Origin of the sequence: Salegentibacter sp. T436 (assembly GCF_001932675.1) — a bacterium.
GTDB lineage: Bacteria > Bacteroidota > Bacteroidia > Flavobacteriales > Flavobacteriaceae > Salegentibacter > Salegentibacter agarivorans.
The window spans coordinates 26,671-44,532 of record NZ_CP012872.1; the positions used below are offsets into that span (position 1 = coordinate 26,671).

4 protein-coding genes are annotated in these 17,862 nt (G+C 37.7%); 3 read left to right on the top strand and 1 reads right to left on the bottom strand.

Annotated elements, in window-relative coordinates:
* Positions 1–96 precede the first annotated feature (96 nt).
* Together AO058_RS00100 and AO058_RS00105 are read left to right on the top strand one after the other, a co-directional pair.
* A complete protein-coding gene (locus AO058_RS00100; RefSeq protein ID WP_075324667.1) occupies positions 97–9,150 on the top strand; it encodes a LamG-like jellyroll fold domain-containing protein in 9,054 nt (3,017 codons plus the stop codon).
* Between the two features lie 406 nt (positions 9,151–9,556).
* Entirely contained in the window at positions 9,557–15,922 is a 6,366-nt protein-coding gene (locus AO058_RS00105; protein ID WP_075324668.1) for a LamG-like jellyroll fold domain-containing protein, read from the top strand.
* Here AO058_RS00105 and rsmG read toward each other — a convergent pair.
* The gene (gene rsmG / locus AO058_RS00110; protein WP_075327829.1) at positions 15,919–16,548 is read right to left on the bottom strand and encodes a 16S rRNA (guanine(527)-N(7))-methyltransferase RsmG; all 630 of its coding nucleotides are present in this window, start codon (positions 16,546–16,548) and stop codon (positions 15,919–15,921) included. The genes AO058_RS00105 and rsmG overlap by 4 nt on opposite strands.
* A gap of 120 nt (positions 16,549–16,668) precedes the next feature.
* Between rsmG and AO058_RS00115 the strand changes: the two genes are divergently transcribed.
* On the top strand, positions 16,669–17,772 hold the full coding sequence (locus AO058_RS00115) for a fatty acid desaturase family protein (protein ID WP_075324669.1): 1,104 nt from the start codon (positions 16,669–16,671) through the stop codon (positions 17,770–17,772).
* Positions 17,773–17,862 lie beyond the last annotated feature (90 nt).

A 17,862-nucleotide genomic window follows, 5' to 3' on the forward strand; every position in this document is an offset into this window, starting at 1 on the left:
TGATTTTTAGAGAATTAAGCTATGTTTCTGACTTAATTTCTTGTTAAAATAGTTTTTTTATATGTAATTTTACCACTTGTAACATTTTAGTTGCCTATGGGTAAAATTACTCCCCGGTTTTTATTAATAATTCTTATTTACGGCTTGTTCATTCACGCTGTAAATCCGCTATTTTCTAATATTTCCTATGGGCCTGAAAAACCAGTTTTAAAAGATAAAAATTCTGAAAATTTCTTTTTTGTTGGTTTCTATTTAAATGCAGCCCCCACTATTACCGCTCCTGGTGATAAGACAGTCAACAATAATTCTGGACAATGCTACGCTTCAAATGTAGAGTTTGGAGAACCTAGTATTTCAGGTACAACCAACTCCCCTGAAATTTCGGTAAATGGCAATAATATAAATCCTGCAACTTATGAATTTCCTGTAGGGAATACTACCATAACCTGGACCATAACCAACGAAGAGGGAACAGATAGTGACACCCAGATAATTACTGTTATTGATAATGAAAACCCAACTGTCATTGCACCTGGAAATGTCACCAAAAATACGGACAACAATGAATGTACAGCATCTAATGTAAGCCTGGGAACACCAAATACAAACGACAACTGCGGAATAAAAAATACTACCAATGATGCGCCTTCGGTTTTTCCTATTGGAGAAACTACCGTAACCTGGACGGTAATCGACAATTCCGATAATACTGCAACCGCCACACAAACAGTAACTGTAGTTGATAATCAAAATCCTACAATTTCCGCCCCCGCGAATTTGAGCGTAAATACAGATAACAACGAGTGTACGGCCTCTAATGTAAGACTTGGAACACCAAATACAAACGACAACTGCGGAATAAAAAACACTGCAAATGATGCGCCTTCGGTTTTTCCTATTGGGGAAACTACCGTAACCTGGACGATAACCGATAATTCCGATAATACTGCAACCGCCACACAAACAGTAACTGTAGTTGATAATCAAAATCCTACAATTTCCGCCCCTGCCGATGTTAGCGTAAATACAGATAACAATCAGTGTACAGCCTCTAATGTAAACCTGGGAGCACCAAATATAAACGACAACTGCGGAATAAAAAATACTACTAATGATGCGCCTTCGGTTTTTCCTATTGGGGAAACTACCGTAACCTGGACGATAACCGATAATTCCGATAATACTGCAACCGCCACACAAACAGTAACTGTAGTTGATAAGCAAGCACCAGTTAAACCATCATTACCAGATATCAGTTGGACATGTGGTAAAGAAATTACGGATTTCCCAACAACTACCGATAATTGCGACACAGAAATTACTGGAACCACCGGTGATCCTCTTGAATTTGATTCTTATGGAGAATATACTATAACCTGGACTTTTACTGATTCAGCAGAGAATTTTGTAACTGCGGAACAATTAATTTCTATCCCTGAACCTACTGTGGAAATTCCGGAAATTGATGGCAACGAATATTGTAATACAGAAGAAGTTCCCGGCGTAATTTTTACCGGAAATGACTTAGCAAATAAAAAATACGAATGGTTCTACGACACCGATATTAATGCAAATATTGGCCTGGCTTCAAGCGGAAATGGCAATATTCCTGAATTTTCAGCAATTAATAATACTAGTAGTCCAATAGAAGTAAAATTCACTGTAATTCCATTTGGGGGAAATTGTGAAGGAGAAGAAAATTATTTTTTTATTACAATTAACCCTACTCCCTCTGTTACTACACCCAACGATATTGAAATTTGTGAGGGCGAGACAGTTAATACTATCGATCTTTCCGGTTTTTCGGTAACGGGAAGTACCGTGGAATGGACTAACGATAATCCAAATATAGGTATTGGTGCTTCGGGCACCGGGAATATCAACCCATTTACAGCAAATAATAATACCGACGAGCTGCAAATAGCGACTATTTCAATAGTACCATCGGCCAATAACTGTGTTGGCGAAATACAAACTTTTACTATAGAAGTTAAACCAAAACCTGAATTAGAAACGCCTGTAATCCCTGAACTATGTAACGCTGCGCCCACTGAAGCAATACCTTTATTGGGTAATGTTACAGGTATTACTTATGATATTTCAGGAGGTTCTACTATAGGACTTTCCAACCGAACCAACGTTACAGAGATTCCTGTTTTTACCCCGGTAAATAATTCAAATATTCCACGAAATACTACTCTCACCATTACTCCAAAGGCTAACGGATGCATTGGAGAGCCGGTTGAAATTGCTGTAACTGTAAAACCTAGTCCGGTGGTAGATGCTTCATTTACCAATCAAATTTGTTCAGGAGAAATAACAGATATTTCATTGGCAAGTGCTGTAGCCAACACAGGTTTTACCTGGACGGTTGATGCCCCGGCAGGTATTGAAGGCGCAATAAATGGAAGTTTAGCCGGAGAAGGAACAATTGAACATGAACTTACTAATAATACTTCCCAGCCCCAAAATGTTACTTACAGAATTAGCCCCGAAGCAGAAGGATGTACAGGATCAACAATTCCGGTTGTAATTACGGTAAACCCAACGCCGGAGTTTGAGGTTATTGAGCCTGAGCCGATATGTTCTCCTGCTGAGCTAGATCTTACTTCATCCGAAATAACCGTTAGCTCTACCTCATCTTTGACGTTTACCTATTGGAATGATGAGGCGGCTACCGATGAAATTGACGACCCTACTACTGCAAAAGAAGGAACCTATTATATAAAAGCAACAACTAACAATGATTGTTATCTAATCAAACCGATAACAGTACGCGAAAACCCAACTCCTGAATTAACCAGCTCACTTCAAGCTCCTGGATTTTGTTCAGAAACAGCTTTTGAATATGAATTTACCAGTAATGTTCCTGGAACAGGATTTAACTGGACAAGAGAAGCAACAGAAGGAATTTCAACTACTGGGAACAGTGGTTCGGGTGATATAAATGAAGTTCTCGTAAATGAAACAACAAATCCAATAGAGGTCATTTATGAGGTAACTTTGATTAGCCCTGAGGGTTGTAGTAATATTCAGGAAATTACAACTACCGTAACCCCTACCCCTCTCCTAACAAGTACACTTACCCCCGAAGGGATTTGTAGTGGCATTAATTTTATTTACGAGCCCACAAGTGAAACAACAGGTACCGTTTTTTCCTGGACCAGAGAGGCTGTAGATGGAATATCCAATCCTCCAACTAGTGGAACAGGTTCAATCGATGAAATTCTTGAAAACACCACTATTCAACCTATTGGTGTCACCTATACTTATTTTTTAGCCTCAAATAATTGTGAAAACCCCCAGGAATATAAAGTTAATGTCATAGTTACCCCATCTCCAGATACAGAAGTTCAGGTTTCCATTTCAGGTGAAAATAATAAACAAGATGATATAGAAATTTGCGCTGGTGAAAATATAGACCTATTTTCAACTACCTCTTTTATAGATCACACTTCATTACCCTTCGAAGTATTAAGTTCTAATTTTAACAATGGAAACCAAGGGTGGAATTTAAATCCAGATAACGGAAATTTCAGATGGAAACTAACTAGTTCTGGGGTAGAAGCTTACAGAGATGAATGCGAATGGTGGGAAGAATATTTTTATGACTGCCAAGATGAAACAGTAAATTTTAGGTCCAATTCGAATGATCAGTTCTTTTTAGTTAACAGTCATGATTTAGATGGAGATTTTGATAATATAAGATTAGAAAGTCCGGTATTTAATACCCAGGGCTATAATACATTAAATTTATCTTTCTGGCATCATTATAGGGACGGAGGGGCCCGTTGGTCAAATCAACGAGACATTGGTTATTTACAATCTAGATATAAGAACAGCAACGGAAATTGGACGACTTGGACGAATATAGACACCTATACTTCAACCGTAGGGGATGCTGATAATTTTGTACAAAGAAATTACAATATTGACAATTTAATTAATCGTGACGCGGTACAAATACGGTTTAGGTATCACAATGCTAATAATGATTGGTATTGGGGAGTAGATAATGTCCTAATTACAGGTAATGGAACTTCTAGCACTCCAGAAGTAGAATGGACATCCAATATGAGCGATTGGACCTCAAACGAAGAAAACCCTTCAAATATTTCTACTCCGGAAACTACTACTTACACTGCTACTTATATTAATCCTGAAACCGGTTGTCCAGGAAGTGCTTCCGTAAAAGTAGTCGTAAGGGAACCACTACAACCCAGAATAGTGGCAGACTACTGTTTATTTGAAGCATCCAATAGAATTAGATTATCAGCAGATAGGGAATACGATAGTTACAGGTGGGAATCAGCCGGTGAAAGGATATCCAATAATTCTTCAATAGATATAAGTCTCGCTCAAACCTATACTTTATATGTAACTAGAGATGGTTGTGAAGCTTCGGCCTCTATAACCCCTAATGAAAATTTAATTATAAATGGAAATTTTGATGATCCCGAATATACCCTTCCCTATAATGAATCAAGAAATTTTGGAGAACGTGATATTATAAGTAATGGAGATGTGTTGTTCACAACACGATACGATTTTAAAGTTAATAGAAATGATAATCCTGATCAATGGGGAGCGTTGGGACCTGAAGGTACGATGGCTATTGGGGAAGATGCTAACGATTATCATTCCAATTTTAATGGACTTGCTCACGGAGGACAAGGCAATTTTTTAATTGTTAATGGAGATGTATCCATAGGAAATATAGTCTGGCAGTCTAAAAATCTTCAAATAATTCCAGATACCGATTATTATTTTAGCGCCTGGACAGCTAATGTAAACCCGGCAAGTCCTGCTCGTTTAAGAATTCAAGTTTTAGTAGACAATACTGTAGTAGTTGAAAGTAATTTGGGTGATCTTACCAATGAGCCCGTAGGAAATTGGATCAATTTTTATAACCCTGAATTATGGAATTCGGGTAATAATACAGAGGCAACTGTAAGAATTATTAATGAGAATCCCACTGCAGGAGGAAACGACTTTGGGATAGATGATATTTCATTTTCTGCTTTTAGATCTTTTGATTTCGAATTTACCCCTGAAAATAATGGCCCCGTTTGCGAAAATGAAACTATAGAATTGGCAGCAAACCTGAATGGCGGTAGGTTTCCTATAACATTTAACTGGACGGGACCAAACGGATTCACTAGATCAAAAACTATAAATGAAGAAAGCGAGCGTGGAGCGGCAGATACAATTCAGATCCCGAACGCTACAGCTAAAATGGCAGGGGAATATTCTTTACAAATCACCGATTTCTATGGCTGTAATTTAGAGTCTAAAACTACTACGGTAGAAGTAGTTGAAAAAGCCGTGGTTTTTGCCGGAGAGGATATGGAAATTTGCTCCAACGAACCGATTATAGATCTTTCTTCAGCTTCAATAACGCATCCAAGCATAAATTCAGGTTTCTGGAGCACGGCAGCGGGAGATAATTCAAGATTTACAGATCCTAACATAGTCAAGACTACTTATAATCCAAATGAAGAAGAAATTGCTTCGGGCGAAATAGAATTAATATTAACTTCTAACGAAGACCCCGGGGCGGTTTGTGAAATTGTAAGTGATACTATAAATATTATTTTTAATATTAGTCCGGAATTGGAACTCATTTCGCAAGATGCAAGCTGTTTTGAAGGAGATAATGGTGAAATAGAAATCAATATAATTGAAAATACCGGCACAGCTCCATTTACATTTCTCTGGAGTGATGGACAAACGGGAAGAATTGCAGAAAACCTGGTATCTGGAGATTATTATGCCGATGTAACCGATGCTAAAGGATGTACAGTAAGAACAGACACGATTACAATTCAGCAACCTGAAGAATTGATTGTAGGAGCTCCGATTGAATTGGAAGAAGCATCCTGTTTTGATGATTTTGGCGCTGTAGTTTCCATACCTGTAAGCGGAGGACTTTTTGCTGAGGAAACGATTGATCCTGAAAATATTCCTTACATACTTGACATACTAGATGCTGAAGGAAATCAAATTAATTTAGGGCAGGAACAGATAAATTATGATATAGCGACAGAACGCTTTATAATTTCAGGACTGCAAGGCGGAAAAGGATATACCTTCCTGGTAAGTTCCAGCGAGAATTGCGCTGCTGAAGTTAAAACCTTCACAACCCTTACTCCTCCTGAAATAAACGCTGGGGAAATTCCTGAGATTTCCGAATGTGGTATAAAAACACTTTGGCTAGCTGCTTCTCCTATAGATCCTGCAATAGGCGCGGGCTCCTGGTCTTATAATAATGGAGAGACTGCATTACTTGGAGATCCTAATAATCCAAACACCAGTTTTACAGGTCAACCGGGACAAAAATATACGCTTACCTGGAGTGTTTCTTCTGTTGCAAATGAAAGTTGTAGTGTGACCGATGAAATTGAGATCACCTTCCCTCCTTCCTGTAGTCAGTTAAATTTTGATGGAATTGACGATTTTGTAGATTTAGGAGACCACTATAATATTAATTCGAGTTTTTCTATTGAAGCCTGGGTAAAACCACATTCAATTTCAGGCACAAAAACTATTTTGTCTAAAAGATCTGCAGACAGTATGAATGAAGGCTATGATCTTTTTCTTAATAATGGTTCCCCAACATTCCGGGTTAATAATAAGAGTGTAGTTTCAGTAAAAAAAATAAATACAAATCGTTGGTATCATATTGCTGCGGTTTATAATCAGGGTTCAGCTCTTAAATTGTATGTTGATGGAATTGAAATTCAAACAAATACTACAAATATTCCTCAATCAATAGGAGCAACCGAGACCCCTGCGCTTATTGGTGCTGCTTTTACCCCAGATAAAACTATAGAAAGTAAAGATCACTTTGAAGGTTATATTGAAGAAGTTAGACTTTGGAATACAGCAATCTCAATCGAACAAATAAGATTCTTTATGAATCAACGTCTTGAAAAAGATGGTGCAAACGTGAGTGGTACTGTACTCGGAAATAATTTAAACTTACCAAACGCCCCGGAAAATGTTCTATGGACCAATTTAGTAGGTTATTATCAGCTTCTTGCACAGAGTGATCTTATTAGCGATGGATTTACCGATAACCTTGGTAGTGTAGGTGAATCAGCCCATGGATTATTGAAAAACATACAGGAAATGCAGGAAAACACCGCTCCGGTTCCATATATCCTTTACACCAGTGGACAAGAATGGTTTAAGGAGACAACCTGGGACTTACCTACACAAATAGATGGTAAAAATATAACTAAAAGAGATGTCTGGGATCCACCCAGCAGTCAGGGGATTGATAATAGCAGAATAACCTGGAATATCGTAAAGCTTTCTGAAGATATAGAAAACCCGGCTACTCAAAATAACCAAAATAATATAAGCCTACTGGGTTTAATTTCTGAAAATGGAACGCTCAATATGAAAGGTGAAAATAATATGGGGGGAAGCCAAACCGGGTTCGGAACCGGAAATGCATTAACTATTACCCATTATCTGGAGCTAAACGGTTATATTGACCTTAATGGTGAATCTCAATTAATACAAACAGAAGGCAGTGAAATTAGTGGTTCCGGCGGCCTGGAACGGGATCAACAAGGTACCGCAAGTAGCTATAATTATAATTACTGGAGTTCTCCTGTTTTACCAACTTCTAATAGCCAAAACTATAAAGTTAACCAGGTGATGAAAGACGGGTCTACCGTGGGCACAAAAGACTTCCAAAGTATCAATTTTAAATGGTCGCATACCCACGCCGATGGTCCAAAAGCAAGTCCAGACCCCATTAAAATAAGTGATTATTGGATCAATGCCTTTAGAGCCAGGAAAGCCAACGAATATAGCCAATGGGAACAAATTGGAAGCTATACCGCTTTAAAACCCGGCGAAGGCTATACTATGAAAGGGACAACGGGAGATGCAAGAATAATTGATATGCAAAATTATACTTTTAGTGGTTTTCCGAATAATGGAACTATTGAAGTTAGCGAAATTCAGCAGGGACAAAATTATCTAATTGGGAATCCTTATCCCTCTGCGATTAGTGTAGAAGAATTTATATTGGATAATATTAAAGATAGCGGAGGGCGTAATGAAAAAAATCTTTTAAATGGAGCCGTTTATTTCTGGGATCATTTTGGGGGCCACACCCATTACCTGTCACAGTACGTGGGCGGCTACGCTGTAAGAAATTTAATAGATGGAGTTGCGGCTATTTCCAACGATTCCAGGATTAATGCTTCCGGCGCCCAAAGCACCAAAAAGGCCGGACCATATATTCCAGTAGGCCAGGGATTTTTTGTAAACACTACCCTGGATACCCAGGCTGAAGATATTGATGACTTTGGGTCGGGAAATATTGTTTTTAAAAATAGCCAACGTGCTTTTGTAATGGAGCGAGGGCAAAGTTCTTCTTTCTTTCTAAAACCACTCGATAATACTAAAACCAGTAAAAATACTGATGAAAAAAGTGCAGATAGCCGTTATAAAATAAGACTAAAGTTTCATTCTCCTACCGGCTATCACCGGGAAATTTTGGTGGGCGCAGATGCCAGAACCAGCCAGGGCTTCGATCTCGGTTTTGATGCCCCTTTAATAGATAAAGGCAAAGAAGATATGTATTGGGTAGTTGGGGAAGGCAATTATGTAATCCAGGGTGTACCTCATTTCAACCTCGACCAAAGGTTACCTTTGGGTATTAAAATTGCCGAAGAAAAAGAGTTCAGTATAGAAATTAGTGAATTACCTAACCTTCCAGATATTATAGAAATCTATTTGCGTAACAATAGTGACAGTACGTATCACGATTTACGAAAGGAAGCTTTTAAAGCTACTTTACCTGCAGGAGAATATAAAGATTTATATGAAATTGTTTTCCAGGATTTAACCAGCACTCGAAAAGATAAAGAACCCGGGGAAGGACCTGTAGATTTTTATTATTCCATGGAGAACAGGGAATTTGTAATTAACAACCCTGAAATTCATAAAATTGAGCATATAAATATTTACAATATTGCGGGCCAATTGGTAGATCAGCATTTTGGAATACCAGACATTAAAGAAATTTATATTCCGCAGAAAAAATCCTTGAGCACCGCCGTTTATATCGTAAAAATCTTTACTAATGCAGGAGATTATGCCAAAAAAGTAATTATTAGAAAAGACTAAATTTCTTATTAATATATTCCTGAACTACTTTTTTCTCATAGAGTAATCCTAAATTACTTATCGGTTTTTAGACGCTATTTTTTATCCTAAATCTGATTTAATTAAACATTTCCCACTTAAAAGAACAAAAATTGAGCTCTAAAGACGTTACTCTCTGAGAGCTTTTTTTATTGAAGGTAGTAGCCTATCTACTTACTACTAAAATCAAATTTCAGAAATTAATTAATAGCTATAGATTGAAAATTATTTAAAAGAGAAAGATTTTTCCTACATTTAGATATTATTTATTCTTCCAAATGGTCTTTTGTCTGATATTAAAGGTTTTATATCTGTAATTTTGGCTTAAAATCCTGTTAAAATAGATTTATTATATGTAATTTTATCCTCTGTAATAATACAGTCGCCTATGGGTAAAATTACTCCCCGGTTTTTTTTTATAGCACTAATTTCTGGTTGGTTCCTACTCTCCGGAAATACGCTATTGGCTAATATTACATATGGGCCCGAGAAGCCTGTTTTAAAAGAAAAACAACAAAAGAATTTATTTTTCGTCGGCTTTTTATTAGAGCTTGCTCCCTCTATTACTTTAAGCGAAAATACTCCCGCAAATTGTAGCGATGCCCAGGACGGCGCATTAAATATTGATGTTTCCGGCGGAGTTTCTCCCTATTCGTATTCCTGGAGTGGACCGAATAATTTTTCGAGTACTAACCAGAGAATCTCCGGTCTTGCTCCCGGAAATTACACTGTAACGGTAACCGATAGTAATGAAGATACAGCTAATGCCAGTTTTACCGTCGAATTTGAAGACCTGGAAGCTCCTATCGTTAATTTGAGAAATATTAAAGTTGAATTAGATTCGAACGGTTCTGTTTCAATTCAGGCGAGTGATATTGATAATGGTTCTTCAGATAACTGCGGAATTGATCAAATCGCCATAAGTAAAACAAATTTTAGCTGTACTGATGTTGGAGATAATACGGTAAGCCTAAGCGTAACTGATATAAACGGAAATACCGCTACAAAAGATGCTATCGTTACAGTAAAGGACAATATTGCTCCGAATGTTATCACGCAGAATATCACCGTTCAATTGGATGAAAACGGTACTGCGATTATAACCGCAGATCAAATAGACAATGGCTCTACTGATGCCTGCGGAATTCAATCAACTTCACTGGATATTTCCACATTTGATTGTACTGATATTGGTGCGAATACCGTTACTCTTTCGGTGACCGATAACAATAATAATACGGCAACAAAAAATGCCACCGTTACCGTTGAAGATAAAATTACTCCTCAGGTAATCACACAAAATATCACCGTTCAACTTGATGAAAACGGCGCTGCCAGTATAACCGCAGATCAAATTGACAATGGTTCTACTGATGCCTGCGGAATAGAATCAACTTCACTGGATATTTCCACATTTGATTGTACTGATATCGGCGCGAATCTTGTCACTCTTTCGGTAACCGACAACAATAATAATACGGCAACAAAAAATGCCACCATCACCATTGCAGATAATATTACGCCTCAGGTAATCACACAAAATATCACCGTTCAACTTGATGAAAACGGTACTGCAAGTATCACTGCAGATCAAATAGACAATGGTTCTACTGATGCCTGCGGAATAGAATCATCTGTCGTGGATATTTCCACATTTGATTGTACTGATATTGGTGAGAATACTGTCACTCTTTCGGTGACCGATATTCATAATAATACGGCTTCAAATACAGCTATAGTAACTGTAGAAGATAAGATAAAACCAGTTTTACCCACCTTGTATGACATTACCTGGGGTTGTGAATATACTGTGGAAACTCCTGTTGCAATTGATAATTGTGGAGGTGATATTACCGCTGAAGCTAACAGATCTACCACTTTTACTGAAACCGGTTCAATTATATGGACTTTTACTGATGCTTCAGGAAATTCAGCGAGTATAGAACAAAATATTACTATCAACCAAATAGAAGTAAATGTTCAGGTTGATGATATTTTATGTAATGGGTTTGCATCGGGCGAAGCACAGGCCATTGTTACCGGTGGAGTTGGAGAAATTACTTATGATTGGGGAGAATTAGGAAATGGGGCAGTAAAAGATGGATTAAGCCCGGGTACCTATTCGGTTACAGCTACAGATGTAAATGGATGTTCTGCAACCAAAGACTTTACCATTACTGAGCCAGATAGTTTTATTGAAATAACCAGTATCAGTATCAACAAAGGATGTTTTGAAGAAAATAACGCTTCAATTACTGTTGAAGCTCAGGGAGGAACGGGGCAATTAACTTACAACTGGAGTAATGGACAGACTGGGGCTACGATTAGTAATGTAAACAATACAGCTTCTTCCAATAATCTTTCATTAACAATTACCGATGAAAATGGATGTTCTATTGAAGAAACTATTACAGTCTACCCGCCAGAAGAATTAGTAATTACAAATATTGTTGATACTGAAACTAATACTTTTGGTTCTGCTACCGGAACTGCTACTGCAATTATTGAAGGCGGTACAGCTAATTTCGAATTTCTATGGTCTGATGGGCAAACAGGGCAAACTGCAAGTAACCTGGCTGCCGGAACTTATAGCGTGGTAGTAACTGATGCCAATGGATGCACCGATGAAGAAACGATTACCATAATAGACCCGCTGGAAGCTAGTATGATTCCAACTTCCAAATGTTTAAGTGATGAAGGCGGATTAAGAACTTCAACTTTTCAACTCGATTCTGTTCAGGGAGGAATTGCACCTTATACCTACAAATGGGATTTTGGAGGTGAAACTGCAGAATTTAGTGATACCAACAATCAAACTGAAGGTCCCGGAGTACACGTAGTTAATTATTTAGAAAGTGCAGTCTATCCTGTTTCTCTTACAGTTACAGATTCAGTTGGGAATGAATACACTGAAGTATTTAACCATTACGTAGGTGAATGTTTTGAACCCTGTGGACAAACGGAGAATTTAGATTTCGAATTAGATACATTTTATATCGGGAAAGAGGACGGCAGCCCACTTACGGGTGCCGAATGTGCAAGTTACAGTGGAAAGCGCTATATATATCTTCGTATAGAAAAAAATGCGAATGCATATAATCCCTCAATTGAATTTATTTATTCAATATCACAGGGTGGAGAATTTATTTCTGAAGAAAGAATTACTGGTTGTATAGATATAGGGAATGATAAAATACCCTCACTTTTCAGAATTGGAGAAATAGAAAATTGGTCTTGTGGAAATGCTATTACTCTGGAAAGTTTTTATATGGATTGGACCAATAATGCTAATAAAAAATGTGGGGATGTTCGCCAAAGAATGTGCGTATCAACTAACGAAAACGATGAAATTCACTTTCCTTTATCGGCAAGAATAGAAAAAATTAAGAATTTTTGTTATGGAGATGAAAAAGGATCAATAGAAATCATACCAACCGGCGGTGTTGGCACCTACCATTACGAATTACAAAATACGCTAACCGGCGAAATTTATGGTCCTAAAGACACCCGAATTTTCCAAAATCTACCGGCCGGAACTTACAAAGCAATGGTTCATGACGATAATGAAACTTATACTGTAAATAATATTATCATTACCCAACCCGAAAATGCACTTTTACTGGAAGAAATAGACCAGACACCCTTAGTATGTTTTGGAGGAAGTAATGCTACTGCGACGGTAGAAGCTTCTGGCGGCACAGCTCCATACACTATAGTTTGGGATCATATTAGTCAAACTTCAACAGAAACTACAGGTACCGCTAATAATCTTTCTGCTGGCACTTATGCAGTAAACGTGGTTGATGCCAATGGTTGTGAATTTAGCACTGAAGTAACTATTGCCCAACCTGAGGAATTAATTGCCAATGCAGGAGAAGACAAGACTTTAGAATGTGGTGTAAATCAGGTAAAATTAGGGGCTGTTTTTGAAGGCTACACGAATCCCAGAACGCAAGAGGAAGAATTTGGAACCTGGCGAATTATTAATGGCCCCACGGGAGCGGTAATTTCAGATCCAAACAATCCAGAAAGTCTTCTTACCATTACAACAACTGGAACCTATACCCTGGAATGGACTATCCCCTGTGGAAGTAAAGATAGAGTTAAAATAATTTTCAGTAACTGCAGCACTATAGATTTTGACGGAGTTGATGATTATATAGATTTTGGAAATAATCTTAATCTTACCTCAGGATTTACCTTAGAAGCCTGGGTAAAACAAGATCAAAACGCTACCACTTCAATAAAAACTATACTTTCTAAAAGGGATAATGCCAATCTTAGTACGGGAGGATATGATTTAATTATTGAAAATAACACCCCTAAATTTAGATGGAATAATGAAGTTATTTCATCAACTCACCAAATTGATTCAGACCGCTGGTATCACATTGCGGTAATTCAGGGTGGAAATGATGCCGGAATATATATTGATGGTATTAAAACTGGTGAAAGTGCTCCCGGCATACCCAGCAGTATTGATAATAGGTTTCTAATTGGAGCTATGAATGATAATACTTTAAAACCTCTTCCCTCTCACTTTTTCCACGGTTGGATTGAAGAAGTTAGAATTTGGAATACTTCTTTAAATCTGGAGCAGCTTAAATTCATGATGAACCAACGAATCAAGAATAATACGAATGTTAGAGGTGAAATAATACCTTTAGATGTCCCAAATAATTTAAAGTGGGAAACTCTAAAAGGATATTACAGGCTTATAACCTCTGAAGCTACCAACGGTATTACCAAAAACAAAATACCAAATGGTATTGACGGCCGATTAAAAAATATCCAAAGTACACAGCAGAATACAGCGCCCCTTCCATATATTGCTACCGGTGGTGACTGGTGGAACATTAATTCGTGGAAACAACCCCAGGTATGGGATACTCCAAACAGCACCGGTGTAAATGGGGAGCGAATTAACTGGAATATCGCCAGGTTAGACGGCAAGACCTTAACTAATGCCCCAACTACAGATAATTCAAATAGTATAACTTTATTAGGGCTTTTAGTAGATGGAGGTTCATTAATTATGAATGGCACCAACCATACTTCGGGCAACGAATTATATATTAGTCGTTACCTCGAACTAAACGGGCATATAGATCTTAATGGCGAATCACAATTAGTACAACCCGAAAACAGCCAGATTAGTGGTTCCGGAAACCTGGAGCGCGATCAACAAGGTACTGCAAGTAGTTTTAATTATAATTACTGGAGTTCCCCGGTAATTTCAGATCCTACAAATACTACTTATAAAGTAAACCAGGTTATGAAAGATGGTTCTACCCTGGGAACAAATAAATTTCAGAATATCAACTTTAAATGGCCACACACTCATGCTGATGGACCAAAAGCCAATCCTATTAAAATAAGTGATTACTGGATTAATGCTTTTAGAGCCAGGGCAGCCAATGAATATAGCCAGTGGGAACAAATTGGTAGCTACACCGCTTTAAAACCAGGCGAAGGCTACACCATGAAGGGAACCGAAAATATAGATATTGCTGAAGGAAAACTTCAAAATTATACTTTTAATGGTTTTCCAAATAATGGAATAATAGAAGTTAGCGAAATTAGATCGGGACAAAATTACCTACTGGGTAATCCTTATCCATCTGCCATAAGTGTAGAAGAATTTATCCTGGACAATATTAGGGATGGTGAAGGCCGTAACGATAAAAACCTTTTAAATGGAGCTGTCTATTTCTGGGATCATTTTGCCGGTAAAACCCATTACCTGGCACAGTATGTTGGCGGCTACGCCGTACGCAATTTAATAGATGGAGTTCCTGCCGTTTCTACCGATTCCAGGATAAATGCTTCGGGTGATGAAAGCAACAAACGTCCTGGCGCCTATATCCCTGTAGCTCAAGGATTTTTCGTAAATACTACACAAGACCCTCAAGCAGGAGGTTTTGGTAGTTTTGATACGGGAAATATCATCTTTAAAAACAGTCAACGTTATTACGAGACAGAACAGAGCCAAGAAATTTCATTTTTTCTACAAGCTCGGGACAATTCAAAATCTAAGCAGGAGACAGAAGGAAAAAGCGAGGATGGACGATATAAAATAAGGTTGTTGTTCCGTTCTCCTACCGGTTATCACCGGGAACTTCTTGTTGGCGCAGACGCCAGAACCAGTCAGGGCTTTGATCTTGGCTTTGATGCCCCATTAATAGATAGAGGCCCTGAAGATATGTATTGGGTCGTAGGGGAAGGAAAATATGTTATACAGGGTGTGCCCCACTTTAATTTAGACCAGGTGCTGCCTTTAGGCTTTAAGATTGCCGAAGAAAAAGAATTCATTATAGAAATTGGAGAGCTTGAAAACCTACCGGAAATCACCGAAATTTATTTACGGGATAATAGCGATAGCACCTATCATGATTTACGGAAAGAGGCTTATAAAGCTACTTTACCTGCAGGGGAATACCAGGATTTATATGAAATTGTATTTCAGGACATCACCTCAACCCGGGAAGATAAAGAACCCGGTGAAGGCCCTATTGACTACTTCTATTCAATGGATGAAAGAGAATTTGTGATTAGCAACCCCGAACTTCATGAAATTGAACATATCAATATATACAATATCACAGGTCAATTAGTAGATCAACACTTTGGAATACCAGATATTAAAGAGATTCATATTCCGCAGAAAAAATCTTTAAGCTCGGGAGTTTATATTGTAAAGATTTACACGAGTGCAGGCGATTACGCTAAAAAGATAATTATTAGAAAAGACTAAGGTTTATACTTTAAAGGAAGATAAACCACTTTTTTAGTGTCGTAGAATTCTTCCTCAAAATAATCACGGAGTTCATAAATTCTCGCCTTCGGATAATCGCGAAGTTCTACGGTGAGATCTCCGCCTTTAAGGTAAAGTATTCCGTTTTTGAGTTCGTGCTGACTTTTCTTCGCAATTTTTCCTTTAGTCCAATGCACAAAAGTAGGCATCGCTGCCACTGCCCTGCTTACTATAAAATCGTAGTTTCCTGAAATCTCCTCTACCCTGGCGTTAGTAGTTTTCACATTGGTAAGTTGTAAGCCTTCTACAACTTCGTTTACTACTTTCATCTTTTTTCCTATAGAATCTACTAAATGGAAATTGGTTTCCGGAAATAATATAGCCAACGGAATTCCTGGAAATCCGCCGCCTGTGCCTACATCTAAAATATTTGCTCCCGGATTAAATTGTTGAATTTTTGCAATTCCCAGAGAGTGTAAAACATGCCTGAGATAAATTTCATCTATATCCTTACGCGAGACCACGTTAATTTTAAGGTTCCAGTCTTTATAAAGCGATTCCATTTGCGCAAATTTCGCAGTTTGGTCATCGGTTAAATCGGGGAAGTATTTTTTTATTAAATCCAAAGTTTTCACAATTTCCGCAAAAATACATAATTTGGTGCTGAATTTGCAGCCTATATTAATACGGTATAGGTTATAGATTAACTATTTAAATATTTTACCTTTACCGCTTACAAAAATTACATGGAAAACGTTCAAAATCATATTAAATTCTCTCGAAAGGATACCACAAAATTCTTTAGAATCCTTAATAAAAGAGTAAACAGTTACTTTAAGGATAACAACATTAAAAAAACCGGAAACTGGAAACTGCATCTTAAAGCGGTAGCTATGTTTTCTTTGTTTTTAACCCCATACTTTTTAATTCTCACCCTTGATATTTCCCAGTGGTGGATGTTACTCCTTACTGTAGTAATGGGCGCCGGAATGGCAGGAGTAGGAATGAATATTATGCACGATGGTAACCACGGCTCCTATTCTTCTAAAAAGTGGGTAAATAAATTTATGGGTGGCACAATTTACGTGCTTGCAGGGAATGTTTATAACTGGCAGGTCCAACACAACGTTTTACACCATACTTACACCAATATTCACGGCCACGACGAAGATTTAGATGCCGGAAGAATTATTAGGTTTTCTGAACACGCTAAATGGTACAGTTTTCACCGTTTTCAGCATTATTATTCTGTATTTTTATATGGCCTTTTAACTTTCAACTGGGCTTTAACCACAGATTTTAAACAGACTAAAAATTATCTAAAGCGAAAACTTTCTTACGGAAAAATGCCAAATCCGGTAACGCAGTGGAGCATTATCGCGATCACAAAGCTTATTTATGTTTCTATTTGGATCGTAATTCCAATGCTTATTTTATCAATTGCCTGGTGGAAAATATTAATAGGTTTTTTCGTAATGCATTATACGGCAGGATTAATTCTTAGTATTGTATTTCAATTAGCTCACGTGGTTAAAGAAACCGAAATGCCTTTACCGGACGAAACCGGCTCTATGAAAAATACCTGGGCCATTCACCAGCTGTTTACTACGGTTAATTTTTCAACTAAAAACAGAATTGTAAACTGGTTTACCGGCGGATTAAACCACCAGGTAGAACACCATATTTTTCCGAATATTAGTCATATTCATTATACTAACATCGCTAAAATAGTCAAGGAAACTGCTGCAGAATGCAATCTTCCTTACCACGAATATAAAACCACACGCGCAGCAATAATTGCCCATTTTAAACATTTAAAACAAATGGGTGCGAAACCTGCAATTTCGTAAATTTTCTTAAGGGCCTGGTTCTTAAGATTGAGATTAGAAAAGTAAATTCGTATTCCAATGTGAACCTTTTCCGGTCTCACTAAGTGAGTA